We start from the raw sequence: 25,441 nt of genomic DNA on the forward strand, positions 1-25,441 counted from the left end.
AATCGAGCGGCCGGGTTCCGTGAGGAAGCCCGGCCGTTGTCATGTTCAGGCATAGAGAAGGCTCGTTGTCCCCATTACCTCAGCGCGGTGGCATCGTATCGACCGGGCACCGGATCGAGCGGCAGCCCCTCGACGACGAGACGATGGAGGGCGGTGCCGGGTTTCGGCGGCGCGATGTCGGCGGCGGTGATCAAACGATCCTCACCGGCGGCACTGGGATCGTTCAAGAGCATCACCAGCCCGCCGCCCGACACCTGTCGCATCAGGTTTGCCGTGGGAGCGGTGACGTCGAGGGCGCCAGCAAGGCTCTGCTGGACGTAGAAGGCCAGCTTGCGGGCGCCGGAGCGGGTAAAGCCTATGCCATCCTTCAGGCGCAACTGCCGCACCTGCCCGTCGAGGTCGGGGCCGCTCGCCACGAAGGCGCCGCTCTGCGAGAAGGGCTCCCAGACATCGACATAGGTTGCCCCCTTCTCGCTCGCCTCGTCGCGGATGACGCCGTCGATATAGGTGACGTCGTTGGTGTCCGGCGCACTGGCGACCGGCACAAGGCCGACCCATTGGAAGGGCACGGCATGCTCGCGCGACACGCGCATCAGTTCGTTGAGTCGCGCCTTGTAGATGGTTTCCCAATCGGCCGAGGGAAAGTTGACCACCCGGTCGGGAAGTTCGATCGGCCGGCCGTCGGCGCGGCCGATCATGGCAACGACGGCGGCGGGTCGCGGCTTGTCCGAGAGACGCGTTTCCAAGAAGGCCTTCCAGTCGATATCGCCCGTCGAGGCGAGGCCGGCATCGTCGATGGTCTTGGTCTCGATGCGAATGTCCGGCCGGTCGGCAAAGGCGACGTCGAGGCCGCGGCCAAGGTCGGCGGCCAGTTGGTCGCCGATCACCAGGACGACACGCGCGTCGTCCTGTTTGGGGTTCTGCGGTTTGACGACGATGGCCGGCGCCGCCGCCGTCGTGGCCTTGTGCTGGCCGGCGGGTGGCACCTTGATGATTCGAGCCCGAGGCGCGACCGGCGCGACCGGTTCCGGCCGGCCAATGCCGAACAGGCGCATCAGGAACGGACGATTGTCGGGTTGTGGCTCGACGACCTCCGTCTGTGTCCCCCGTTGCACGATGATCCGCTGCTGGGCGTACGACGGCAGCCCCGCCACGATCAGCGCGGCGGCGACAACGACCGTCAGGGCTTTTGCCCGGCGGAGCGGCATAGGACGAGCCTCCCGACACGCGTCGCTTTCGGCCCATCCGGCCGGCTTCAGCCGCCCCGCAGCAGCGCCAGCAGTTCGAGCGACGCATTGCCGGTGACGGCGAGGCCGCGTTGCGCCTCATAGGCGCGGATGGCGGCGACGGTTTGAGGACCGACCTTACCATCGATCTTGTCGAGAGGGAATCCGATCGCCCTGAGACGCGCCTGCACCTCGGCGCGGCCGGCCTCGTCGAGCGGCGTGTAACCGCGCGGCCAGGGCGTGACGAACGGACCGCCGCCGGCGATGCGGTCGGCGAGATGGCCGACGCCGAGGGCGTAGGCATTGGCGTTGTTGTAGCGCTTGATCGCCTGGAAGTTCCGCAAGGTGAGGAAGGCCGGGCCGCCGGGGCCGGCCGGCAGCAGCAAGGTGGCCTGATCGCCGGGGCGCGGGAAAGCGCCACCGGTGGCGCGGGTGAAGCCGCGCGCCGTCCAATCGGCGAGCGATGCCGACCGTCCTTCCAGCGACGTGTCGAAGCCCGGCGGCAGGATCACCTCGTAGCCCCAGGTAGCACCGGCCTGCCAACCGGATTTCTGCAGATAATTGGCGGTGGAGGCGAGCGCGTCCGGCACCGAGGACCAGATGTCGCGGCGGCCGTCGCCGTCGAAGTCTACGGCGTAGCCAAGATAGGTGGTGGGGATGAACTGCGTCTGGCCCATGGCCCCGGCCCAGGAGCCGACCATGTGGCGGGCGTCGACGTCGTGGTGCTCGAGGATGCGCAGAACGGCGTTGAGCTGCTGGCGGCCATAGGCGGAACGCGAGCCGCCGCGCCAGCCGAGCGTGGCGAGCGCCCGCACGACGTTCTTCGCCTTGGTGGGATCGCGGAGGATGGCGCCGTAGGTGCTCTCCATGCCCCAGATGGCAACGACCACCTCGCGATTGACGCCATAGGTCGCCTCGACGCGGTCGAGCAGCGAGCGGTAGCGCACCAGCACGTCGCGTCCGGTGGCGATGCGGCTTTCCGCCGCCATGTCGTCGAGATAGTCCCAGATGGCGCGGGAGAATTCCGGCTGGCTCGTCGCCTTGGTCAACACGTCATCATCGGGGCCGACACCAAGGAAGGCGGCGACGAAGGTGGCGCGCGATACGCCGCGCGCCTCGGCGGCCGGCCACTGGCTTTCGACGAAGGCCGTGAAGGCTGGTGGTATCGGACCATCGGCGAGCGGCGGCAGGCCGGGCTCATTGGAGGATGCGAAATCGTTGCCGAGGATGGCGCAGGCGCCAAGCAGGGCGGCAAGCGACAGGGCGGCGGTGCACCGGATGATCCGTGACATGTTCCGCATGGCTGACGCTCCTTTTTCCTGCCCGAAATGTCTTTCCAGAGACGAGACTTGTGGTAAACGATCGGTTAAATTCCTTAGTGTTTCGTCCTCGGCTGTTCGGCTTTCGGACCGTTCGCAAAGGAATTTATTCAACCGACCCCACGATTCCAAAATTAAACATTTTTCCGCTATTGATGGTCCCGCCCACGCGGCAGACGCCCAGACGTCCGGACCGTCGCCAGAATTGCCGCTCAGGAGTACTTCATGTCCAAACGTATTCGTAAAGCCGTTTTCCCCGTCGCTGGCCTCGGCACTCGTTTCCTTCCGGCCACCAAGGCCGTGCCCAAGGAGATGATGACTGTCGTTGACCGGCCGGCGCTCCAATATGTTGTCGACGAGGCCAAGGCGGCCGGCATCGAGCATTTCATTTTCGTCACTGGCCGTGGCAAGGAAGTGATCGAGAATCACTTCGACCTCGCTTTTGAGCTCGAGGCGACACTGATCGCCCGCAACAAGACGGCGGCGCTCGAAGAGCTGCGTGCCGAGCGCCCGGCCGCCGGAACCACCTCATTCACCCGCCAGCAGGAGCCGCTCGGTCTCGGCCACGCCGTCTGGTGCGCCCGCGATATCGTCGGCGACGAACCTTTCGCGGTGCTGTTGCCGGATATGCTGATGAAGCACTCCACGCCGTGCCTGAAGAGCATGGTCGATGCTTATCAGGTCAGCGGTGGCAATATCGTCAGCCTCGAGGAATGCGATCCGGCCCAGACGTCGTCCTACGGCATCGTCGCCCTCGGCAACACGCTGGCCCCCGACGTGTTCGAAGTCACCGACATGGTCGAGAAGCCCAAGCCGGCCGATGCGCCGTCCAACTTCTACATTTCCGGCCGCTATATCCTGCAGCCGCGCATCTTCGAGCTCCTGAGCAACCAGGAGAAGGGCGCCGGCGGCGAGATCCAGCTCACCGATTCCATGCTGCGCCTTGCCAAGGAACAGGCTTTCTGCGGCGTGCGCTTCCGTGGCACCACCTTTGATACCGGCACCAAGCTCGGCTTCCTCAAGGCCAACATCGCCTACGGCAGCGAGCGCACGGACATTGATCCGAATATCGTCAACGAGCTGAAGTCGGTTTTGGGTTGATCCCGAACGGTTCACGGACGATGTCGAATATTGGAGGCCGCCTTCGGGCGGCTTCTTTTTGTCTGGGCCTCAATCGCCAGCGGCCTCCGGCCCCAAGGCTTCCAATCTATAGTGTGACGGAGTTAGGCCCGCTGTCTCCGTGGTTTCGGCAGAAGAATGCGAAATCGCGCAGGAACTGCTCGGCGAGGTGCCGATTAGCCGGGGCTTTCACAGTTTCCAGGATCGCGTCCGGCGTTTCCTTCATCACGGGAAGACGAAAGAAAAGGTCGCGGTTGAAATTGGAGCTTATGGTCGACAGCACGGTTCGCAAGATCGACAGCATGTCGTCTCCCCGGTGGGATGCATGTACCAGCGCGATCGGCTTGCCGACCACCTGATCGCCGGACACCAGCCAATCGATGGCGTTCTTCAAACCGCCGGGAATACTGCGGACATATTCGGGGCTCGATATGAGAAGCCCGTCGCTTTGAGAAACCATCGCCAAGAAAGCCCCAACGCTGTCGGGCAAATTCGAGCCTTCCAAATCGGGCGAGAAGACGGGTAAATCGCCCACCCCATTGAAAACGTCCAGAGTGATGTCCTCAGGGGCGATTGCCTGCAACGCTCTCAACAATGCCGTGTTGGTTGAGGCGTGGCGGGCACTGCCGGAGATTGCCAGTATCTTCATTGGCCGAATCTATCGCCACTCATAGGCACTCGCAATAGATCGCCGTTCGGCGGTCCAGTCAAAGGCCGCAGCTCCGGCATTCAGAAATAGCGAAGGGCGCCCCGAGGGACGCCCTTGTTGTCAGCTGTCGATGATGGAGCCTATCAGAACTTCAGCGCCTTTACCTGGCGGACCACCGGCATGGCCTTGACCTTGTCGAGCACGTCGGCCGGCACATCGCCGTCCACCTCAACGAGGCAGATGGCATCGGCGCCCTGTTCGAGGCGGCCGAGGGCGAAGGTGGCGATGTTGATGCCGGCGTCGCCCAGAAGGCCGGCGAACTTGCCGATGAAGCCCGGCTTGTCCTCGTTGGTAACGTAGATCATCGACGGCGCGAACTCGGCGTCCATCTTGATGCCCTTGATCTCGACGATGCGCGGATGACCGTCGGCGAACACGGTGCCGGCGATCGAACGCTCCTGGCGGTCGGTGGTCAGCGTCAGGCGGATCAGGCTTTCGAAGTTGGCCGAGGCGTTGTTGCGCACTTCCGCCACGGCGATGCCGCGCTCCTTGGCCATCACCGGCGCCGACACCATGTTGACCGACTGCAGCAGCGGCTTCAGCACGCCGGTGATCGCCGCGGCGGAGAGCGCGCGGATGTTCATGCCGGCCACTTCGCCTTCGTATTCGATGCGGATCGCCTTCAGGCCGGTCTCGGTGAGCTGGCCGGCAAACGAGCCCAGGAGCTCGGCGAGCTTGACGAACGGCGTCAGGCGCGGCGCCTCCTCGGCGGTGATCGACGGCATGTTGAGGGCGTTCACGACGGCGCCCTTCATCAGGTAGTCGGACATCTGTTCGGCGACCTGCAGAGCGACATTCTCCTGCGCTTCCGTGGTGGAGGCGCCGAGATGCGGCGTACAGACCACGTTCGGGTGGCCGAACAGCGGGTGGGCGGTAGCCGGCTCGGTCTCGAACACGTCGAGGGCGGCGCCGGCGACATGGCCGGAATCGAGCGCTGCCTTGAGGTCGGCCTCGACGATCAGGCCGCCACGGGCGCAGTTGATGATGCGCACGCCCTTCTTCATCTTCAGGATGGCGGAGATGTCGATGATGTTGCGCGTCTTCTCGATCAGCGGCACATGCAGCGTGATGAAGTCGGCGCGGCGGAACAGATCATCGAGTTCCACCTTCTCGACGCCGAGTTCGATGGCGCGCTCGGCCGACAGGAACGGGTCGTAGGCGATGACGCGCATCTTCAGGCCGACGGCGCGGTCGGCGACGATCGAGCCGATGTTGCCGCAGCCGATGACGCCGAGCGTCTTGTTGGTCAGCTCGACGCCCATGAAGCGGTTCTTTTCCCACTTGCCGGCATGCGTGGAGGCATTGGCCTCGGGAAGCTCGCGGGCCAGCGCGAACATCAAGGCGATGGCGTGCTCGGCGGTGGTGATCGAGTTGCCGAACGGCGTGTTCATGACGATGACGCCGCGCGCCGTGGCGGCGGGCACGTCGACGTTGTCGACGCCGATGCCGGCGCGGCCGATCACCCTGAGGTTCTTGGCGCTGGCGAGCAGCTTTTCCGTGACCTTGGTGGTGGAGCGGATGGCGAGGCCGTCATAGTTGCCGATGATCTCGGCCAGCTTGTCCTTGTCCTTGCCGAGATCGGGCTGGTAGTCGACTTCGACGCCGTGATCCTTGAAGATCTGAACGGCGGTGGCGGACAGCTTGTCGGAAATGAGAACGCGAGGAGCCATGGGAGTCATCCTGGTTGGGTGGCGCCTCGCACCTTCTCCGGTCCCTTCGGGTTGGAAGGGTGAGCGGAAGAGACCGGTGGCGCCGGATGGAATGTCACTGCGGCTGAAGATTGGTTTCCCGTCCCGCTTGGCGGGAAGGGGAGGAGAGGGTGCGGCGGCGCACCCTCTTTCCGAAAGCGCTTGTCGGATCGACTGTCAGGCGGCCTTGGAAAGCCCGGCCAGCGCCTTGGCGAAGGCCCAGTCGATCCATGGCGTCAGGCCGGCAACGTCGGCGGTCTCGACGGTGGCACCACACCATATCCTGAGGCCCGGAGGGGCGTCACGGTAGGAGGCGATGTCGAAGGCGACGCCTTCCTTCTCGAGGAGGCCGGTCAGCGTCTTGACGAAAGCCTGCTGGCCCTCGATGTCGAGGGCAGCGACTTGCGGGTGGACGAAGCTCAGGCAGACCGAGGTGTTGGAGCGGATCGCTTCGGTCTTGGCCAGGAAGGCGACCGACGGCGTCTTGGCGACCCAGTCGGCAATGGCCTTGGTGTTGGCATCGGCGCGGCCGACCAGCGCTTCAAGGCCGCCGATGGCGTCGGCCCACTTCAGCGCATCGATATAGTCCTCGACGCAGATCATGGAGGGCGTGTTGATGGTGTCGCCCTTGAAGATTCCTTCGATCAGCTTGCCGCCGGAGGTGAGGCGGAAAATCTTCGGCAGTGGCCAGGCCGGCTTGTAGCTCTCAAGCCGCTCGACGGCGCGCGGTGACAGGATCAGCATGCCGTGACCGCCTTCGCCGCCCAGAACCTTCTGCCAGGAGAAGGTGACGACGTCGAGCTTGTCGAACGGCAGGACTTGAGCGAAAGCGGCGGAGGTGGCGTCGCAAATGGTGAGGCCCTGGCGATCGGCCGGGATCGCGTCGCCGTTGGGAACGCGCACGCCGGAAGTGGTGCCGTTCCAGGTGAACACCACGTCGCGGTTAAAATCGACCTTGGCGAAGTCGACGATGTCGCCATAAGGCGCCTCGAAGACACGGGCGTCGAGTTTCAGCTGCTTGACGACATCCGTCACCCAGCCGGAGCCGAAGGACTCCCAGGCCAGCATGTCGACCGGACGAGCACCGAGCAGCGACCACAGCGCCATCTCGACGGCGCCGGTATCGGAAGCCGGTACGATGCCGATGCGATAATCGGCGGGAACGCGCAGCACCTTGCGGGTGATGTCGATCGCCTCAGCGAGCTTGGTCTTGCCGATTTTGGCGCGATGGGAGCGGCCGACCGGCGCCCCCTTGAGTGCCTCGACGGTCCATCCTGGGCGCTTGGCGCAGGGGCCGGAGGAAAAGCGGGGATTAGCCGGCTTCAAAGCCGGCGCGGCAGTGGCGTCAGTCATGTAACTATCCTCTCAGATAGGTGCTCCTCGGTGGGGAGGAGTGTCCCGCCGCCTGAGCTATCGGAAAGGCCGCGCGCCGTCAAGTCGGGTGAAAGCAGTTCGACCAAAGGTGTTGCCAAAAGACAAACGGCGGGAAGACCGAAGTCTTCCCGCCGCTGTCCGAAGTTAAAGCAGGCTAATTCTCAGTTGAGATAATAGCGCAGGCCAAGGCGCACCTCGTGGGCGGCGATGCCCTCGTAGTTGATTTTGGTGGTCTTGCCCGCGGACCCATCTGACAGCCGCTCAGTTACCGAACCCGTCTCCGCGTCGCCGAGGTTGAGGTAGCGGTAGCCCAGATCGAGGCTGAGGCGATCGCTGAGGGGATACTCGACACCGGCCATTAGCGCCCAGGCGAAGTTCCACTTGCCCTCGCCCTTGGGATAATTGCCGCTAAAGCCGTCCTGAGCGCTGGATTTGACGTCGCTGGTCTTGAGATAGGAAGCGCCGGCGCCGGCGCCGAGATATGGCTTCAGGCCATGGAAGTCGCCGAGGTCGGCGTAGACGTTGGCCAGCGCGCTATAGGCGGTGATCTTGGCGCGCTCGGAGTCTTCCCATCTGCCGCTCGGTGCCATCGGGCATCCTACACTTGGGTCCTGACAGAAGGCCGAGCCCTTGAATTTGGCCGGCGTCTCATAGTCGAGCGTCAGGTCGGTGCGGAGATAGTCGTTGAACTTGTAGCCGACGCCGACGCCGACATCAGCGGCGCCCCCCATCTTTTCGCTACCAAGTTCGCCGTTGTTGCCGAAGCTGCCCCAGGTACGGTCGCTCAAAATGCCCTTAGGGGCCTGATAAAGTTTGTAGCCGATGTCGCCGCGGAGATACCAGCCGCCGACAGCCGGCAGCGGCATCGGTTCGGGCGCCTCGATGACCGGCGGATATTCCACCGGCATATCGGCGGCGCGGGCGACACCGGAGAAAGCCGCGAGGCCGAATGTCGCAGCCACGGCCAGAGAGAGGTTCATTGTGAGACTGCGCATGGTTCGATCCTTCCGAACAAGCATGATCGCGAGGCGGCGAGCCGCCGATCATCATCGCTTTCGGATCGATTATTAGGGCAAGTCGGTTAATTGTGACTTAACCACGTCCCTTAACCTTGATGATTGGTAAAACCGATCAATCGGCGGGTTTCCAGCCAATAAAAAATGCCCCGGCGACGCGATGCGGGCCAGGGCGAGTTTCAAGAAGCTCTGTAACCTCAGATAGCGGCGTTGCCGATCGCCTCGACGATGTCACCGACCGCCGCGTCGACCAGATCGGCGTTGTCGCCTTCTCCCATGACGCGAATCAGCGGCTCGGTGCCGGAGGCGCGGACAAGAATGCGGCCGCCAGCGCCGAGCCGGCTCTCGGCGGCAACGATCGCCGCCTTGACGCTCTCGTTGTCGAGCGGCTTGCCGCCCTTGACGCGGACATTCCTCAGCAGCTGCGGCACCGGATCGAAGCGGTGGCAGACCTCGCTCACCGGCTTGCCGGAGCGCTTGACGACGGCCAGCACTTGCAGGGCGGCGACCAGGCCGTCGCCGGTGGTGGCGTAATCGGAGAGCACGATGTGGCCGGACTGTTCGCCGCCGACGTTGTAGCCGCCGGACCGCATCGCCTCGACCACGTAGCGGTCGCCGACCTTGGTGCGGACGAGTTCAAGGCCAATACCCTGGAGATAGCGTTCCAGGCCGAGATTGGACATGACGGTGGCGACGATGCCAGGCCGTGCGAGGCGTCCGTCTTCCTGGAAGGAGGCGGCGACGACGGCCATCAGCTGGTCGCCATCGACCACCTGTCCCTTCTCGTCGATGATGATGACGCGGTCGGCGTCGCCATCGAGGGCGATGCCGATATCGGCCCTGACCTCGCGCACCTTCTCGGTAATGGAGGCAAGGCTGGTCGAGCCGCAGTCGCGGTTGATGTTGAGGCCGTTGGGATCGACGCCGAGCGTTACGACTTCGGCGCCGAGTTCCCACAGCACTTCCGGGGCCACCTTGTAGGCAGCGCCGTTGGCGCAGTCGACCACCACGCGGAGACCTTCGAAGGAGATGTGGCGGGAAAGGGTCCGCTTGGCCGATTCCACATAGCGGGCGCGCTCGCCGTCGACGCGCTTGGCGCGACCGAGATCGGCGGGGGCGGCGAGACGGCCGGAGAAGTCGCTGTCCAGCATGTCCTCGATCGCCAGCTCGACCTCGTCGGACAGCTTGTAGCCATCGGGGCCGAACAGCTTGATGCCGTTGTCGGCAAAAGGATTGTGCGAGGCGGAGATCATCACGCCGAGGTCGGCCCTGAGGGACCGCGTCAGCATGGCGACGGCCGGCGTCGGCACCGGGCCGGTCAGGAAGACATCGACGCCGACGGCGGTGAAGCCGGCGGTCAGCGCCGGCTCGATCATGTAGCCGGAGAGGCGGGTGTCCTTGCCGATGACGACACGGTGGCGATGGTCGCCGCGATGGAAGGCGAGGCCGGCGGCCATGCCGACCTTGAGGGCGATTTCCGGGGTAATGGGCCAGCTGTTGGCCGTGCCGCGGATGCCGTCGGTTCCGAAAAATCTGCGTGCCATGTCGTTCGTCCGCGCTTTCCTCGTATGGCGCCGACCCAGGCGCTTCATTCTTTTCTGCGGTCTGGATGATAAATGGCCGGTGAACGGGAAAGAGTCAAAAATTGTGAACGACTGTTACGGCTTGGCGTCCTGAGGAACAGGCTGAAACCGATCAGCGCTCGGTCAGCTTCAGCTCGATACGGCGGTTCTTGGCGTTGACCTCGTCGCTGTCGCCCTCTTCCAGCGGCTGGAATTCGCCGAAACCGGCGGCCACCAGGTGATTGGGCGAGATACCCTTGCTGATCAGATACTTGACCACCGATATGGCGCGCGCCGACGAAAGCTCCCAGTTGTCGCGGAAGCGACCGTTGCCGGACATCGGCCGGGCATCGGTATGGCCATCAACGCGTAGAACCCAGGCGATCTCGGGCGGGATCTGTCCTTCGAGCTGCAATAATGCGTCGGCCAGCTTGTCGAGTTCACCGCGACCGGCCGGATTGACCTCGTCGTTGCCGGAATCGAACAGCACTTCCGATTGGAAGACGAAGCGGTCGCCGACCACACGGATGTCGGAGCGCTGCGACAGGATCTCGCGAAGACGTCCGAAGAAGTCGGAACGATAGCGGGCAAGTTCTTGAACACGCTGGGCCAGTGCCACGTTGAGGCGCTTACCGAGATCGGCGATCTTGGCCGAACTTTCCTTGTCGCGGGATTCGGAGGCGTTGAGGGCATCCTCAAGGGCGGCGATCTGCCGCCGTAGCGCCGAGATCTGCTGGTTGAGCAGCTCGACCTGGGCGAGCGCCCGCTGGCTGGCCCGCTTTTCGTCCGAAAGTTGGGAGGCGAGCGCCTGCATCTTGGTATCGGCGGCGTCGTTGGCGCCGGACTGGTTGGCGATCAGGCCCTGGAGGTTGTCGCGGGCGGCCTGCGCGTCCTTGAGGTTCGATTCCAAGAGCGACACATTGTCCTGCAAATCGCGGTTGGAGGCGCGCTCCATGGCCAAGAGCTCGGTCAACTCGGCGATCTGGGCGTTGAGACGGCCGAGCACGGTGTCCTTGTCGGTGATCTGCTGGCTCAGAAAGAACTGGGCCAGAGAGAAGATCGACAGCAGAAAGATGATCGACAGCACCAGCGTGGTGAGCATGTCGACAAAGGCCGGCCAGTAGTCCTGCTGGGTCGAAAACCTGCGGCGTCCGAGGGCCATGGTCGGTCAATCTCCGTATCGAAGCAAAAGCCGTCTAGAGCGGCCTCCTGCTTCGCGTCTCTTTCAGGCAATTCCGGACGGAAACCGCCCGCACTTTTCCTGGAATTGCTTAGCCGCGTTCCGAGCGCTCGACGGCGCCAGTCAGAAGCTCCAGTAGCCGGCGGATCTCCTTTTGCTGCTCGCCCTGGCTTTCCGCCCAGGCGCGCACCAGTTGCTGCTCGGCGCGCATGTGCTGGACAAGCCCCTGGATGCCCTCGGCGAGATTGGCCATCGCCTGACCGGAGCGGTTGCCGGTGCCGCCGTCCTGGATCTGCTTGGTCAGGTGCTCGAGGGCGCCGCGCAGGTCGTCGATGTTCTGGGCGTCGCGGATGCTGGCGCCGACGTCGCCGGCCGAGTCGAGTTCGGCCTGGGTGGACAGCCAGTCTTCGAGGTCGAGGTAGAAGCGGTTCTGTGCTTGCCCGGCCTGAAGGTCGAGGAAGCCGACGATCAGCGAGCCGGCAAGGCCGAACAGCGAGGACGAGAAGGCCGTACCCATGCCGCTGAGCGGCGCCTGCAAACCGCTCTTCAGGTCTTCGAAGATGACGCTGGCCGTGCCTGAGCCGACGTCGAGGCCCTGAATGGTGGCGCCCACCGAGTTCACGGTGGCGATCAGGCCGTAGAAGGTGCCCAACAGGCCGAGGAACACCAGAAGGCCGGTCATGTAGCGGGAGATGTCGCGCGCCTCGTCGAGACGGGTGGCGATCGATTCGAGCAGCGAGCGCATGGCCGAGGCGGAGATGGCTCGCTGGCCAAACCGGTCACCGAGTAGCGTCGCCATAGGCGCGAGCAACACCGGCTGCTTGCGCACCTCAAGGCCAGGCTCGCCGAAACGGTAGGTGTTGACCCAGCGCACCTCGGGAAACAGGCGAACCACCTGCCGGAAGATCAGCAGAATGCCGACCAGCGCCACCGAAAAGATCAGGCCGTTGAGGCCGGGGTTGGCCATGAAGGCTGTCTTCAGCTGCCGCGACAGCAACAGGCCGACGAAGGCAGCGATGACCAGGAACACCGCCATCCGCCAGAGATACACCTGGGGGCTGGTGAGCTTAATGCCGGACGCGTCTTTGGCCATGGTTCTATCGCTTGCTCTCACTGATCGCGGCGCACAGTAAACGCGATTTACGGCGAAAAGAGCAAGGCATACGGCCGGTTCCCCCGAATTTTTCGGGGGAAGCCCATCAGTTTATACGGCGCGTTGCCGTCAGGCCTTCCTGAGGGTGGCGAGAAGCTGGGCGTGGATCGCCTCGTTGCCGGCCACCAGCGTGCGGGAGGCGTGCATATCATCCTTGCCGGCCTTGTCGGTAATGAAGCCGCCGGCCTCCTTGATCATCAGCCAGCCGGCCGACGTATCCCACGGGTTGAGGTCGTCTTCCCAGAAGCCGTCCAGCTTGCCGGCGGCGACGTAGCAGAGGTCGAGAGCGGCCGAGCCGAGGCGGCGGATGCCGGCGCAGTTGGCCATCACCTGCCGGAGTTCGTTGAGATAGCGCGGATGATTGCCGCGGCCGAGGTGTGGCACGCCGGTGCCGATGACGCATTCGGGCATTTCGCGGCGCGCCGAAACGCGCAGGCGACGGTCATTGACGAAGGCGCCGTTGCCGCGTTCGGCGGTATAGAGTTCGTCGTTTGCCGGGTTGTAGACGACGCCGGCAACCGGCACGCCATTTTTCTCAAGTGCCAGCGAGATCGAAAAGATCGGGATCGAGTGCAGGAAGTTGGCTGTGCCGTCGAGCGGATCGACCACCCAGCGGTGCTGCGCGTCCTCGCCGGCCACTTCGCCGCGCTCCTCCATCAGGAAGCCGTAGGTGGGACGCACCCGCTTCAACTCGTCGAACAGAACCTGCTCGGAGCGCTTGTCGGCCGACGAGACGAAATCGCCGGGGCCTTTCATCGACACCTGCAGGTTCTCGACCTCGCCGAAATCGCGGGCAAGACCACGTCCGGCCTTGCGGACGGCCTGGACCATGACGTTGAGGAGGGCGGAACGAGCCATTTTCTGGGGATCCTTCAGGGAAAAACGTTGGCTGCGTAGCCATCACAAACCGCCGCCGAGTGCAAGCCCTAACCCGGCTTTCGCTTAAAAGCGAATGCCGGGTTCGATTTTATTCTCTGCCTCAGCCGCTGGTCGGTTTCCCGACCAACGGCTGCAATTTCTGCCGCCTCAGTTGCAGGCAGGATGGGCGAGAACAGCCATTGGCTGCCTTCGCGAACCTTAGCGGATCAGTCGCATGCTGGCATTTTCAAACGGCTGGCCCTCATCGTCGGCGGCCCGTCGGGACAGTTCGGTGAAGCCGAGGCTTTTGTAGAAGCAAAGAGCCTGTTCGTTGCCGGTATAGACTTCCAGCAGGAGCTCGCCTTTCAGCGCCAAAGCGTGGGTAATCAGCGCGCGGCCTATTCCCCGCCCTTGCCGGTTGGGGAGGACGAACAGACCGCCGATGAAGTTGTCCAGCAAACTGATGAAGCCCACCGGTGCCCCAGCAAGACAGGCGACCCACGTTTCGGCGACGGGGAGGTATTTTTCTTCGATAAGGATCTGTTGCTCCCGCAGGCGCTTTTCGCCAATGAAAGCATGCGCCAGAAGAGAAGCCTCAAGCCAGATGCCCGAGAGCGCATGAAGATCCGTGACCTCGTCAAAGGCCCGGATCGATAGATCTGCGTTTTTCATAATTTATCCGGAGAGAATACAACAAAGACTGCGCCAACTCGTGCGCCACGAAAACCGCTTTCGACGGCCTTATCTATAGTCTCTGCGCATCAATCTCCTAGCGTTGGCGTCACCTCATATCGCGGGCGCCTGCCTGCTTCAATGACGACTTGCCGCCAGAGTATCATCCGACCGGAGTGAACCGAGGATCGACAAGATGATGCTTCCAAAACAAGAACCTAGAGAGCCGATCTGATTCAATCAGATCGAACAGCGCTCTATGGTGTGCGCCCTCGTCGGTCACGCCATCAGTTGCCGGCGTCGACGCCGGGCAGGTTGGCGGGCTTTTCGTCGGCCTTCGGGGCGTCCGCTTTTGACGCTTCGGGCGCCAGGGCCTGTTCGAGCCAGTCGTCGGTAAGGCCGGCCGACTTGGCGTAGCTGTACCAGTGGCGCGCGATGGTGAGATCGCGCGGCACGCCTTCGCCGGCAACATAGAGGCGGGCGAGGCGGCTCTGGGCTACCGGATTGCCGGACTCGGCCGCCACCTTGAACCAAGCGGCGGCGATTTTCTGATCGCGGGCGACGCCGGTGCCGTTGAACATCATGATGGCATATTCGACCTCGGCGGCGATGTGGCCGGCGCGGGCCGCCTGGCCCATCAGCCGGGCCGCCTCCGCCTCGTTCTTCGGCACGCCCTGGCCTTCGCGATTGAGAGCGGCCAGCGCGTAGACGGCGTCGATGTTGCCCTCGTCGGCGGCCGCCTTGAACAGGGCGGCGGCGCGCGCATAGTCAAGAATGCCGGAGGAAGGGTCGATGCAGAGAAGGCCGAGCCAGTAGTTGGCTTCGACGACGCCCTTGCCGAGCGCTTCTTCAAGGTAACTGGCCGCCTTTTTCTTGTCGACCGGCATGCCGACGCCGAGCGCGGCGAGATTGGCCAGTTCGACGAGGGCCTGCGGGTCGCCGTTGTTGGCGGCGAGCTGGTACCAGATGATGGCTTCGTCGGGCTTTTTGGGCAATCCCAAGCCGTTGGCGTAGAGATAGCCGATCAGGCTCTGGGCCTTGGCGTCGCCGAGTTTGGCGCGCTCGACGGCGATCTCAAAGGCGGTGAGGTAGTAGCCGCGCTGGAAGGCGCCAAAGGCGTAGTCGATCTTGTCGCTGTCGGGCAGCGACTTGAGCAGATCCGGCACCGCCGCCTCGGACTTTGTCGTCGTTGACGGGGTTGGCTTCGGCGTCGGCACCGGTTTGGCCGCGACCGCTGGCGCGACGAGGAAACCGAGGCCGATCGCGGCGGCGAGACAGGTGGCGCGGACTTCAGGCGGCATCGGCATCGCTGTTTCGGCTCTGCCGGAGCATCTGCCGATCAGGCCCGGTCGGCCTCATCGCAAAGCGGATGCTCCGCTGGTTGAATCTGGGTCGTGCGGGCAGCGTTAGCTGCCAAGTTGGCCGGGAATGCGGCAACTGGAGCTAGCCGATCTGCCTAGCTCCAGGCTTTCTTCGCGGACATCCGTTCGATCCGAAAAGTCTCGCACCCGTTCGGATGGCTGCATTTACGCGTCGGGGCGCTCAGTGGCGATACGATCGAGAATGGCGTTCGCCTCGGCAACCGCGGCGGCTGGCCCGTCGGGGTGGTCCCAGATGGCGGCGCGGACGGCGACGAAATCGGCGCCGGTGCGGGCGCAGACCTCGACCGAGTCCATGGAACGGCCGGACAGCAGCACGCAGGGCGGCTCGAACAGATCGGCCCACCAGGCGCCGAGGTCGATGGTCTTGCGGTGTACCTCCTCGCCTTCCTCAAGGTCGAGCAGGCCGAAGAAGATGTAGTCGGCACCGGCTTCGCCGGCTTCCATCGCCTCGTGGCGGACGCGGATGTTGCCGGCGCCAACGATGGATTTGGGCTGCAGCGTCTCGATGGCTTCCTTGAGCGCCGTCTCGCCGGCCTCGATGTGGATACCGTCGGCGCGGGCGCGGCCCATGACGCGGCTGTCGCCGAGCACGAGCGCGGCGACATCGTGCTTCTGGGCGATTGGCACCAGCGTCTCGGCGATCGCTTGGAGGTCGACGTCGGGAGCGGCGTCGGGGGCGATCAGCAGCGAAGCGACGTCGCCGGCGGCCAGCGCCTCTTCGAGCTTGGGCGCGAACGTGGCGGCATCGACGACGCGGGGCGTGATCAGGAACAGGCGGGAGCGCAACTTGACCTCCAGATAAGGAAAGCCCCATGCCCCCAGGTTTTCCGGGAGCATGGGGCGCTTCATAGCACAAAGACCGTCAAGAGGAACCGATCCGTTCTGCCGGTTTTCCCTCTGGCCTCAATCAGCTTAACCCTCAAGCGCCTTGACGCCCGGCAGTTCCTTGCCTTCCATCCACTCGAGGAAAGCACCGCCCGCCGTCGAGATGTAGGTGAAGTCGGCGGCAGCGCCGGCGTGGTTGAGCGCCGAGACGGTGTCGCCACCACCGGCGACCGTCAGGAGCTTGCCGGCCTTGGTGGCAGCGGCGGCATACTGGGCGGCGGCAACGGTGGCCTTGTCGAAGGGCTCGATCTCGAAGGCGCCGAGCGGGCCGTTCCAGACCAGCGTCTTGGCCTTGTCGATGGCGACCTTGACGGCGTCGATCGACTTCGGACCGGCGTCGAGGATCATGGCGTCGGCCGGAACGGCGTTGACGGACACGACCTCGTTGGCGGCGCCGGCCTTGAACTCGCGGGCGACGACGGCGTCAACCGGCAGAACGATCTCGCACTTGGTTTCTTTGGCCCGAGCCAGGATGCGCTTGGCGGTGTCGGCGAGGTCGTGCTCGCAGAGGGACTTGCCGACATTAATGCCCTGGGCGGCCAGGAAGGTGTTGGCCATGCCGCCACCGATCACCAGGATGTCGACCTTGGCGACGAGGTTCTCGAGCAGATCGATCTTGCTCGACACCTTGGCGCCGCCGACCACGGCGAGCACCGGACGCTTCGGCGTGCCGAGCGCGGCGCCGAGAGCGGTCAGCTCGGCCTGCATGGTGCGACCGGCATAGGCCGGCAGCTTGTGGGCGAGGCCTTCGGTCGAGGCATGGGCGCGATGGGCGGCCGAGAAGGCGTCGTTGACGTAGAGGTCGCCGAGCTTGGCGAGAGCGTCGACCAGCGCCGGGTCGTTCTTCTCTTCGCCCTTGTAATAGCGGGTGTTCTCGAGCAACAGGATCTCGCCGTTCGACAGGGCGGCGACGGCCTTCTCGGCCACTTCGCCAATGCAGTCGTCGGCGAAGGCGACCGGCTTGCCGAGGGCCTTGGCCAGCGGAGCGACGATCGGCTTCAGGCTGTCCTCGGCCTTGCGCTCGCCCTTCGGGCGGCCGAAGTGGGCCAGCAGGATGACCTTGGCGCCTTTTTTGGCGAGGTCGAGAATCGTCGGGACGATGCGGTCGATGCGGGTGGTGTCGGTGACGATGCCGTTCTCGATGGGAACGTTCAGATCGACGCGGACGAGGGCGCGTTTGCCGGCGACGTCGGCGTCATCGATGGTCTTGAAGCTGCTCATGGCTTTGGTCCCAGGTTCGTGCGCCGCCGCTCCGGTATGCGCGGGGCCGCGCTTGCGGCGGAAGGGCGGTCAGCCGTGGTAAGAGCGGTCGAGCCCGCCCCCGGTGGAGCCCTATGGGGCTGTCCGGAGAGCGGGCTCTGCCTGTTCAGTCTATCTCAGAGGGTCTTGCCGATGGCGACTGAGGTGTCGGCCATGCGGTTGGAGAAGCCCCACTCATTGTCGTACCAGGAAAGGATACGCACGAGGGTGCCGTTCATGACCTTGGTCTGATCCATGTGGAAGATCGACGAGCGCGGGTCGTGGTTGAAGTCCGACGACACGTTCGGCTGATCGGTGAAGCCGAGCACGCCCTTGAGCGGGCCAGAGGTCGCGGCGGCCTTGATGGCCTCGTTGATCTCGGCGACCGAGGTGGCGCGCTTGGCGTTGAAGACCAGGTCGACGACCGACACGTTGGGGGTCGGCACGCGGATGGCAACGCCATCGAGCCTGCCCTTGAGCTCGGGCAGCACCAGGCCGACGGCCTTGGCGGCGCCGGTCGAGGTCGGGATCATCGACAGGGCAGCGGCGCGGCCGCGATAGAGATCCTTGTGCAGCGTGTCGAGCGTCGGCTGGTCGCCGGTGTAGCTGTGGATCGTCGTCATGAAGCCGGTATCGATACCGATGACGTCGTTCAGCACCTTGGCGACCGGGCTGAGGCAGTTGGTCGTGCACGAGGCGTTCGACAGGACGATGTGGTCCTTGGTGATCTTGTCGTGGTTGACGCCGTAGACGACCGTCAGGTCGGCGCCGTCAGCGGGGGCCGAAACCAGCACGCGCTTGGCGCCGGCCGTCAGGTGCATCGACGCCTTGTCCTTGGCGGTGAAGATGCCGGTGCACTCGAGGGCGACGTCAACACCCAGTTCCTTCCACGGCAGCGTGGTCGGGTCCTTGATGGCGGTGACCTTGATCTTGCCGGTGCCGACGTCGATCCAGTCGGCGCCCGTCGTCACTTCGTGCGGGAAGCGGCCGTGAACGCTGTCGAAGCGGATCAGGTGGGCGTTGGTCTCGACCGGGCCGAGGTCGTTGATGCCGACAACCTCGATATCATTGCGGCCGGACTCGACGATCGCGCGCAGAACGTTACGACCGATACGACCAAAGCCGTTGATGGCGACCTTTACTGCCATTGTCTGTCTCCTGATGCAGAGGCGGGCATCTTGCGGCCCGATCCTCGTTTGGTCTGGGGACGGCCCGGCGGGTTCCGGACCGCTCTCCCAACTTTCCTCACTCCACGGGAAAGGCGGAGGCCGCCGTCCCCGTCGAGCAATACCGTTAGGCCAGCTTGACCGAGGCCAGCTCGGCAATGTGGCTCGCGGAAATGCCGAACTTCTCGTAGAGCAGCTCGATCGGAGCCGAGGCACCGAAGCCGGTCATGCCGACGAAGATGCCGTCCGAGCCGATGATCTCGTCCCAGCCCATGCGCAGGGCGGCTTCGACGCCGATCTTAACCTTGGCGGCACCAATCACTTCGGCGCGGTAGGCGTCGGACTGGGCGCGGAAGTTCTCGAAACTCGGCACCGAAACGACGCGGGTCGGGTGACCGGCGGCGTCGAGCAGCTTCTTGGCGTCGATGGCGATGGCAACCTCGGAGCCGGTGGCGAAGATCGACACTTCCGCCCGGCCTTCGGCCGCGGCGACTTCATAGGCGCCCTTGGCGACCTTGTTGTCGGCACTGACCTCGAAGCGGACCGCCGGCAGATTCTGGCGCGACAGCGCCAGGGTCGTCGGGCCCTTCTTGTGGGTGAGGGCGAACTCCCAGGCCTCGGCCGTCTCGTAGGCGTCGGCCGGACGGATGACCGTCATGTTCGGGATGGCGCGCAGCGAGGCCAGGTGCTCGATCGGCTGATGGGTCGGGCCATCCTCGCCAAGACCGATCGAATCGTGGGTCATGACGTAGGTGACGCGCTGGTGCATCAGGGCCGACAGGCGCATGGCCGGACGGGCGTAGTCGGAGAACACCAGGAAGGTGCCGCCGTAGGGGATGAAGCCGCCGTGCAGCGCGATGCCGTTCATGGCGGCGCTCATGCCGAACTCGCGGATGCCGTAGTGGATGTAGGTGCCCTTGTAGTCGGGTGCCTTCACCGCTTCCTGGCCCTTGGTCTTGGTCAGGTTGGAACCGGTGAGGTCGGCCGAACCACCGGCCATCTCGGGGATGGAGCCGTTGACGACCTCGAGGGCCATCTCGGAGGCCTTGCGCGAGGCAACCTTCGGTAGCTCGGTGACCAGCTTCTGCTTGTAGGCGGCCAGGGCGTCGAAGAAGGCGGTCGGCAGATCGCCCTTGATGCGGCGGTCGAACTCGGCGCGCTTCTTGGCATCCATGGCGTTGTAGCGGGTGAGCCAGGCCTCGCGGTCCTTGACGGAACGCTTGCCGGCGGCGCGCCAGTTGGCAAGGATATCGGCCGGAATTTCGAACGGCGCGTAGGGCCAGCCGAGCTTCTCGCGGGCACCTGCGATTTCAGCGGCGCCGAGCGGGGCGCCGTGGACGGCATGGGTGCCGGCCTTGGTGGGCGCGCCGAAGCCGATGGTCGTCTTGGCGGCGATAAGCACCGGCTTGTCGGATGTCTTGGCGCGCTCGAAAGCGGCGAGGATCGCCACGGGGTCGTGACCGTCGACGGCGTAGGTGTTCCAGCCGGCGGCGCGGAAGCGGGCCGGAATGTCGCCGCTCTCGGAGACCGAGATCGGGCCATCGATGGAAATGCCGTTGTCGTCCCAGATCAGCACGAGCTTGTTGAGCTTGAGGTGGCCGGCCAGCGAGATCGCCTCGTGGCTGATGCCTTCCATCAGGCAGCCGTCGCCGGCCAGCACGTAGGTGCGGTGGTCGACGATGTCGTTGCCGAACTCAGCGTTCAGCATGCGCTCGGCCAGCGCGAAGCCGACCGACATGGCAAGGCCCTGGCCGAGCGGACCGGTGGTCGTCTCGATGCCCTGGGCGAAGCCGTATTCCGGGTGGCCGGCGCACTTGGAGCCCCACTGACGGAACGATTTGATGTCATCCATGCTGATGTCCTCGACACCGATCAGGTGGAGGACGGAGTAAAGCAGCATCGAGCCGTGGCCGGCCGACAGGATGAAACGGTCACGGTCCGGCCAGGTCGGAACGGCGGCGTCGAACTTGATGACGTCGCCGAAGAGAACAGTGGCTATGTCGGCTGTGCCCATGGGCATGCCAGGGTGGCCGGACTTGGCCTTTTCGACAGCATCCATCGCGAGCGCGCGGATGGCGTTGGCCATATTCTTGTACCGGGCAGAGTCAGTCATTGTTATTTCCTGACGGGATGTAGCCGGAAACTCCTTGGGCGAGCCAATTGACGGACAAATACGTATCTTCCGGCAGATACGCCACGCCATTACGTCTTTCGGCTAAAGCGGCCGATCAATAGCAGGGCGGTGTCATCTGTCAATGACAACCGGCCCTTGCCAAAGCGCTCAAAGGCCAAAAAAGGGGAAAGCTGGTATTTTCCCAGATCGCTCCCCTAACGGACCGTTGTCACGTCATTGCGTTTGTGGCAACCAGACCAGAGAAGCGATGAATTCTCCGGACGATTTTTCGTCGAACCGGGTGAGCATCCGGAGGCGGTCATGGCCGGAGCGGCGTCGTTGGACGCGGCCTTTGAAAGGCTCGACCAGGCGCTGGGGCGTCTGGAACTTGCGGTGGAGCGGCGGTTGGCCGGCGAGCACACCATTTCCGGCCTCGAGGACGAGTTATTCCGTCTCGGGGAGGATCGCTCGCGTTTGGCCGGTGACCTCGACGACGCACTCGCCAAGGCGGGTCGTCTGGAGGATGCCAATCGCGAAGTATCGCGTCGCCTTGTCGCCGCCATGGAGTCGATCCGCTCCGTTCTCGATACCCACGGAGGCTGACCCTTGAGCCAAGTGACGGTGACGATTGCCGGTAAGACCTACCGCATGGCCTGCGACGATGGCCAGGAGGAGCATCTTTACGGGCTCGCCAGCCGTCTCGACGCCATCCTCAACGAAATCCGTGGTGTGTTCGGCGAAATCGGCGATCAACGGCTGACCGTGATGAGCGCCATCACCGTGCTCGACCAGTTGTCGGAGACGGAACGGCGGCTGAAGGGGCTCGAGGCTGAGACGCGTTCGCTGCGCGAGAGCCGCGACGCGCTGCTCGAGCGCCAGGGCGAGATCGAGCGCCGCCTTGCCGAGAAGGTGGTCGAGGTCGCTACCCGAATCGAGGCCGCCGCCGAAAAGATGGTGTGACGGCCCCCGCCTTTCCCGTCATCGGTTCGACCAACTGCTGGACGCACATGGGCTTTCGTCTACTGGTAGCAGAGACGAAAACAGGGCACGTTTACTCCGGGTTTACCGATAGATCTTTTCGAAGGGTCCATGCAGGCCGCGCAAGGCTGGTGCGGCAAAAGCAGCGTTGCCTCTCTACGGATAATTCCATATATGGGGCGCGACAGGATTTTTTTCGGAGGAATCTCATGGCCAGTCACCAGTCCGCAGTGGATCAGGGCGTGAGCGCCTGGAAGGTGCTGGCGGTGATGGTTGTGGTTCTTCTGGTTGGTATTGGTGCGGTGGCGCTGTTTGGCTACCCCGCCCTGATCGTGCTTGCCCTGGCCGGAACGGCGGCGATGCTCTGCACGCTGGTTGTCATGACGGCTGGTCGGTAACAGATACTGCGATCCGCGCAGCGACTTGGGCGGCGGGCTTTCCTGCCGCCCTTCTTTTTGCCCGGATTTTATCTTGAGCCTTTTTGTCGAGGTGAGGCCCTTTGCCGGATCGTCAGTCTCGCCTATATAGGAGAGGTGGCGTACCTGCGCTTCTCGTTAGGAATCAATTATCCCCGGGGCCTTACTGATCCCAAGGGAGCTGTCACCGTCCGGACCCGTGGGTTCGGGCACACGGCGCCCACCTACATTGTAGGTTTCCCGGGATCACAGTTCCGACGGTCGTTCGTGGGCGCCACACCCTGTTTACCGCCGGCTCGTTGTCTCCCGTGATTTCCGGAGGCTTGCCATTCCCGTAGATACGACTTCCGATCTTCCCCGTGCCCTCGTCGCCGCCGAAAAGACGCGCGTGCGCAAGCTGGCGCTGTCGCGTCGCGACGGACTTGGCGCCGCGGCGCAGGCGGAAGGTTCGGCGGCCATTTCCGACCGGGTGCTGGCGCTCGATCTGCCTCCTGGCTGCGCGGTTTCGGCTTTCCTGCCGATCCAGAGCGAGGTCGATCTATCGGAGGCCATCGCCGGGCTTGATGCGCGCGGCCACCCAGTCGGTTTGCCGGTCATGGTGGAGGGCGGGCTGGTGTTTCGCCGCTTCCGGCCGGGCGATGGACTGGTGCCGCTCGGCTTCGGCACGCGCGGTCCCGGCCCGGATGCTTGCGAAGTCGTGCCGGACGTTCTCTTGATGCCGCTCAGCGCTTTCGACCGGCGCGGCGGCCGTATCGGCTACGGCCGTGGCTTTTATGACCGCTCCGTAGCCGGTTTGCGCGCCGCTGGCCGTTTTCCCCGCTTGATCGGCATCGCCTTCTCGGTGCAGGAAGTGGCTGCGGTGCCCATGGAACCCCATGATGCGCCACTCGACATGATCGTCACCGAGCGGGACGCTTTCCGCTTCGCTCCTTGACGCGGGGAGAATACCGGACAATGCGATTGCTGTTCGTGGGAGACGTGGTCGGCCGCTCGGGTCGCAATGCGATTTCCGACATCCTGCCGGGCCTGATCGCCGACTATGCCATCGACCTCGTGGTGGTCAACGGCGAGAACGCCGCCGGCGGCTTCGGCATCACCGAGGAGATCTGCCAGGACTTCCTTGATGCCGGCGCCGACGTGGTGACCACCGGCAATCACGCCTGGGACCAGCGCGAGGCGCTGGTGTTCATCGAGCGGCAGCCGCAACTCCTGAGGCCGGCCAACTACCCGCCGGGAACGCCGGGACGCGGCGCCACGGTCGCCATCGCCCGCAACGGTGCCCGTGTGCTGGTGGCCAACGTCATGGGGCGCGTCTACATGGACGCGCTCGACGATCCCTTCGCCGCCGCTGATCGCGAACTCAGCGCCTGCCCGCTCGGCAGCATGGTCGACGCCGTGGTGGTCGACATGCACGCCGAGGCGACGAGCGAGAAGCAGGCCATGGGCCACTATCTCGACGGCCGTGCGTCGCTGGTCGTTGGCACCCACACGCATGTGCCGACCGCCGATTATCAGATCCTCGACGGCGGCACGGCCTATCTGTCCGATGCCGGCATGACGGGCGACTATGACAGCGTGCTGGGCATGGAAAAGGACGAGCCGCTCAATCGCTTCCTGCGCAAGATCCCGACGGCGCGTTTCCAGCCGGCGCTTGGCGAGCCGACGCTGTGCGGCGTCGCCGTCGACGTGAGCGACGCGACGGGTCTTGCCGAGGCGATCGGGCCGGTCCGGATCGGTGGCCGCCTTGCCGAGGCATTGCCGACCTTTTGGTAACGGCCCCGGCTGGATTTAGCGCCAACAAACGCCTATAAGGCGCCCCATTCGTGGATTTTGTGCCGTGATCGATGGTCGCGGAGGCGTCTGGCAGCGCCCCCCGCGCCCCTTCGCGGTTCCCTCAGGAGGCAATATGGCCGGTCATTCACAGTTCAAGAACATCATGCATCGCAAGGGCGCGCAGGACGCCAAGCGGTCGAAGGTCTTCGCCAAGCTTGCCCGCGAAGTTACCGTGGCCGCCAAGATCGGTGGTTTGGATCCGGCGATGAACGCCCGCCTGCGTCTTGCCATCCTCAACGCCCGCGCCGAGAACATGCCCAAGGACAATATCGACCGGGCGATCAAGAAGGCGGCCGGCGCCGACACGGCCAACTTTGACGAAGTGCGCTACGAGGGCTACGGCCCCGGCGGCACCGCCGTCATCGTCGAGGCGCTGACCGACAACCGCAATCGCACCGCCTCGGTGGTCCGCTCGATCTTCACCAAGGCCGGCGGCGCGATGGGCGAAACCGGCACGGTTGGATTCATGTTCGAGCGGTTGGGCGAAATCAGCTATCCGCTCACCGTCGGTTCCAATGACGCCGTGCTGGAAGCCGCCATCGAGGCCGGCGCCGACGACGTCGAATCCGACGAGGAAGGGCATTTCATCTACTTCGCCTTCGAATCGATGGGGGAAGTGACCAAGGCGCTCGAAGCCTTGCTGGGCGCCGCCGCGTCGATCAAGTCGATCTGGAAGCCGAAGACCACGTCGAACCTCGATGAGGAAAAGGCGCAGAGCCTGATGAAGATGGTCGACCTCCTGGAGGACGACGACGACGTGCAGAACGTCTACACCAACATGGAAGTCTCCGACGAAGTGGCGGCCAAGCTCGCCGGCTGAGGCCGGCCCTGCGTTTCGGGTTGTTCGCGCCCGCCGTCGCCTTCGGGTGGACGGCGGGCGTTTTTCATCTGGCAATGGCACCGCCTCCTCGTGCTATCGTTTTGCCAGAGGTGCGAGATGAGCGAAGACGGACATTCCGGCGGCTGCCAGTGCGGGCGGGTGCGTTTCCATGTCGATGGACCACTCGGCCGGGCGAGCATCTGCCATTGCCGGATGTGCCAGAAGGCGTTCGGCTCGTTCTTCGGGCCGCTGGTGTCGGCGCCCAACGATCGTTTTGCCTGGTCGCGCGGCGAGCCTGCATGGTTCCAGAGTTCCAACAAGGTGCGGCGCGGCTTCTGCGGCCATTGCGGCACGCCGCTTGCCTATGACTGGGGCGGGCCGGCGCTGGAGCTGGCCATTGGCGCGTTCGACGATCCCGAATCGGTGCCGCCGGCCATCCAGGTCGGGCTGAAGCACCGGATGAGCTGGTTCTCCCGCCTTGCCGACCTGCCGACCCGGTCGCCGGACGAACAGGACAAGGTCGATCGCTTCCAGGCCGAGATCGTCTCGTTCCAACACCCGGACCGAGATACCTGAGGTCATGCTGACTTCATAAGAGATTGATTTAATACCGCTACTCTGTGTTCACGGAAATGTTCATGCGCGAGCTCTAGGCAGGGCCCGCGGCGGCCACTAGAAATGCGTGCATATACCCCTATTTCTGGCCCTTCATCGTTACCACCCAGCATCCCGC

General features: G+C 64.4%; 24 protein-coding genes and 1 other RNA gene. 9 read left to right on the top strand and 16 right to left on the bottom strand.

What is annotated here, in order from left to right; genetic code table 11:
* Window positions 1–74: 74 nt before the first annotated feature.
* Window positions 75–1,208, bottom strand: coding sequence for a hypothetical protein (locus AB6N07_RS05720; protein ID WP_370676844.1), 1,134 nt, complete (start codon window positions 1,206–1,208; stop codon window positions 75–77).
* A gap of 47 nt (window positions 1,209–1,255) precedes the next feature.
* On the bottom strand, window positions 1,256–2,527 hold the full coding sequence (locus AB6N07_RS05725) for a lytic murein transglycosylase (RefSeq protein WP_370676845.1): 1,272 nt from the start codon (window positions 2,525–2,527) through the stop codon (window positions 1,256–1,258).
* A gap of 243 nt (window positions 2,528–2,770) precedes the next feature.
* Between AB6N07_RS05725 and galU the strand changes: the two genes are divergently transcribed.
* Complete coding sequence (galU, locus tag AB6N07_RS05730) at window positions 2,771–3,646, top strand: UTP--glucose-1-phosphate uridylyltransferase GalU (protein ID WP_370676846.1); 876 nt, start codon at window positions 2,771–2,773, stop codon at window positions 3,644–3,646.
* Between the two features lie 106 nt (window positions 3,647–3,752).
* Here galU and AB6N07_RS05735 read toward each other — a convergent pair whose 3' ends face one another.
* The 14 genes from AB6N07_RS05735 to tkt form a co-directional block, all read right to left on the bottom strand.
* Window positions 3,753–4,313: an NADPH-dependent FMN reductase gene (locus tag AB6N07_RS05735; protein ID WP_370676847.1), complete on the bottom strand. Its 561-nt coding sequence runs from the start codon at window positions 4,311–4,313 to the stop codon at window positions 3,753–3,755.
* A 143-nt stretch (window positions 4,314–4,456) separates the two neighbouring features.
* Window positions 4,457–6,043: a phosphoglycerate dehydrogenase gene (gene serA, locus AB6N07_RS05740; protein ID WP_370676848.1), complete on the bottom strand. Its 1,587-nt coding sequence runs from the start codon at window positions 6,041–6,043 to the stop codon at window positions 4,457–4,459.
* Window positions 6,044–6,238: 195 nt separating this feature from the next.
* Window positions 6,239–7,414 (bottom strand): phosphoserine transaminase, encoded by a 1,176-nt coding sequence (locus AB6N07_RS05745; protein ID WP_370676849.1) that lies wholly within the window; start codon window positions 7,412–7,414, stop codon window positions 6,239–6,241.
* A gap of 182 nt (window positions 7,415–7,596) precedes the next feature.
* The gene (locus tag AB6N07_RS05750) at window positions 7,597–8,430 is read right to left on the bottom strand and encodes an outer membrane protein (RefSeq protein ID WP_370676850.1); all 834 of its coding nucleotides are present in this window, start codon (window positions 8,428–8,430) and stop codon (window positions 7,597–7,599) included.
* A 218-nt stretch (window positions 8,431–8,648) separates the two neighbouring features.
* Window positions 8,649–9,995, bottom strand: coding sequence for a phosphoglucosamine mutase (gene glmM / locus AB6N07_RS05755; protein WP_370676851.1), 1,347 nt, complete (start codon window positions 9,993–9,995; stop codon window positions 8,649–8,651).
* A gap of 151 nt (window positions 9,996–10,146) precedes the next feature.
* Window positions 10,147–11,175: a peptidoglycan -binding protein gene (locus tag AB6N07_RS05760; protein WP_370676852.1), complete on the bottom strand. Its 1,029-nt coding sequence runs from the start codon at window positions 11,173–11,175 to the stop codon at window positions 10,147–10,149.
* Window positions 11,176–11,284: 109 nt separating this feature from the next.
* Window positions 11,285–12,286: a flagellar motor protein MotA gene (locus tag AB6N07_RS05765; RefSeq protein WP_370676853.1), complete on the bottom strand. Its 1,002-nt coding sequence runs from the start codon at window positions 12,284–12,286 to the stop codon at window positions 11,285–11,287.
* A gap of 129 nt (window positions 12,287–12,415) precedes the next feature.
* The gene (locus AB6N07_RS05770) at window positions 12,416–13,204 is read right to left on the bottom strand and encodes an inositol monophosphatase family protein (RefSeq protein ID WP_370676854.1); all 789 of its coding nucleotides are present in this window, start codon (window positions 13,202–13,204) and stop codon (window positions 12,416–12,418) included.
* Between the two features lie 219 nt (window positions 13,205–13,423).
* Window positions 13,424–13,876, bottom strand: a complete 453-nt coding sequence (locus AB6N07_RS05775) for a GNAT family N-acetyltransferase (protein ID WP_370676855.1) — start codon at window positions 13,874–13,876, stop codon at window positions 13,424–13,426.
* Window positions 13,877–14,163: 287 nt separating this feature from the next.
* Window positions 14,164–15,183 (bottom strand): tetratricopeptide repeat protein, encoded by a 1,020-nt coding sequence (locus AB6N07_RS05780; RefSeq protein WP_370676856.1) that lies wholly within the window; start codon window positions 15,181–15,183, stop codon window positions 14,164–14,166.
* 219 nt (window positions 15,184–15,402) lie between these two features.
* On the bottom strand, window positions 15,403–16,095 hold the full coding sequence (locus AB6N07_RS05785) for a thiamine phosphate synthase (RefSeq protein WP_370676857.1): 693 nt from the start codon (window positions 16,093–16,095) through the stop codon (window positions 15,403–15,405).
* 75 nt (window positions 16,096–16,170) lie between these two features.
* Window positions 16,171–17,364, bottom strand: coding sequence for a phosphoglycerate kinase (pgk, locus tag AB6N07_RS05790; RefSeq protein WP_370676858.1), 1,194 nt, complete (start codon window positions 17,362–17,364; stop codon window positions 16,171–16,173).
* Between the two features lie 155 nt (window positions 17,365–17,519).
* Window positions 17,520–18,530 carry a type I glyceraldehyde-3-phosphate dehydrogenase gene (gene gap, locus AB6N07_RS05795; protein WP_370676859.1) on the bottom strand — a complete coding sequence of 337 codons (1,011 nt, stop codon included), beginning with the start codon at window positions 18,528–18,530 and terminating at the stop codon, window positions 17,520–17,522.
* A 145-nt stretch (window positions 18,531–18,675) separates the two neighbouring features.
* Complete coding sequence (gene tkt / locus AB6N07_RS05800; RefSeq protein ID WP_370676860.1) at window positions 18,676–20,751, bottom strand: transketolase; 2,076 nt, start codon at window positions 20,749–20,751, stop codon at window positions 18,676–18,678.
* Between the two features lie 231 nt (window positions 20,752–20,982).
* Here tkt and AB6N07_RS05805 point away from each other — a divergent pair, with 231 nt between their 5' ends.
* The 8 genes from AB6N07_RS05805 to AB6N07_RS05840 all read left to right on the top strand — a co-directional run bounded on the left by AB6N07_RS05805 (window position 20,983) and on the right by AB6N07_RS05840 (window position 25,284).
* Window positions 20,983–21,264: a DUF4164 domain-containing protein gene (locus AB6N07_RS05805; RefSeq protein WP_370676861.1), complete on the top strand. Its 282-nt coding sequence runs from the start codon at window positions 20,983–20,985 to the stop codon at window positions 21,262–21,264.
* Window positions 21,265–21,267: 3 nt separating this feature from the next.
* Window positions 21,268–21,621 (top strand): cell division protein ZapA, encoded by a 354-nt coding sequence (locus AB6N07_RS05810; RefSeq protein WP_370676862.1) that lies wholly within the window; start codon window positions 21,268–21,270, stop codon window positions 21,619–21,621.
* Between the two features lie 227 nt (window positions 21,622–21,848).
* Window positions 21,849–22,037 (top strand): hypothetical protein, encoded by a 189-nt coding sequence (locus AB6N07_RS05815; RefSeq protein WP_370676863.1) that lies wholly within the window; start codon window positions 21,849–21,851, stop codon window positions 22,035–22,037.
* 138 nt (window positions 22,038–22,175) lie between these two features.
* Window positions 22,176–22,333, top strand: a non-coding RNA gene (ssrS, locus tag AB6N07_RS05820) — 6S RNA.
* Window positions 22,334–22,443: 110 nt separating this feature from the next.
* A complete protein-coding gene (locus AB6N07_RS05825) occupies window positions 22,444–22,989 on the top strand; it encodes a 5-formyltetrahydrofolate cyclo-ligase (protein ID WP_370676864.1) in 546 nt (181 codons plus the stop codon).
* A 20-nt stretch (window positions 22,990–23,009) separates the two neighbouring features.
* A complete protein-coding gene (locus AB6N07_RS05830; RefSeq protein WP_370676865.1) occupies window positions 23,010–23,828 on the top strand; it encodes a YmdB family metallophosphoesterase in 819 nt (272 codons plus the stop codon).
* A 133-nt stretch (window positions 23,829–23,961) separates the two neighbouring features.
* On the top strand, window positions 23,962–24,708 hold the full coding sequence (locus tag AB6N07_RS05835; RefSeq protein ID WP_370676866.1) for a YebC/PmpR family DNA-binding transcriptional regulator: 747 nt from the start codon (window positions 23,962–23,964) through the stop codon (window positions 24,706–24,708).
* Window positions 24,709–24,825: 117 nt separating this feature from the next.
* Entirely contained in the window at window positions 24,826–25,284 is a 459-nt protein-coding gene (locus AB6N07_RS05840) for a GFA family protein (protein ID WP_370676867.1), read from the top strand.
* The last annotated feature ends 157 nt before the right edge of the window (window positions 25,285–25,441 follow it).

The organism is Pleomorphomonas sp. PLEO (genome assembly GCF_041320595.1).
In the GTDB taxonomy this organism is placed as follows: domain Bacteria; phylum Pseudomonadota; class Alphaproteobacteria; order Rhizobiales; family Pleomorphomonadaceae; genus Pleomorphomonas.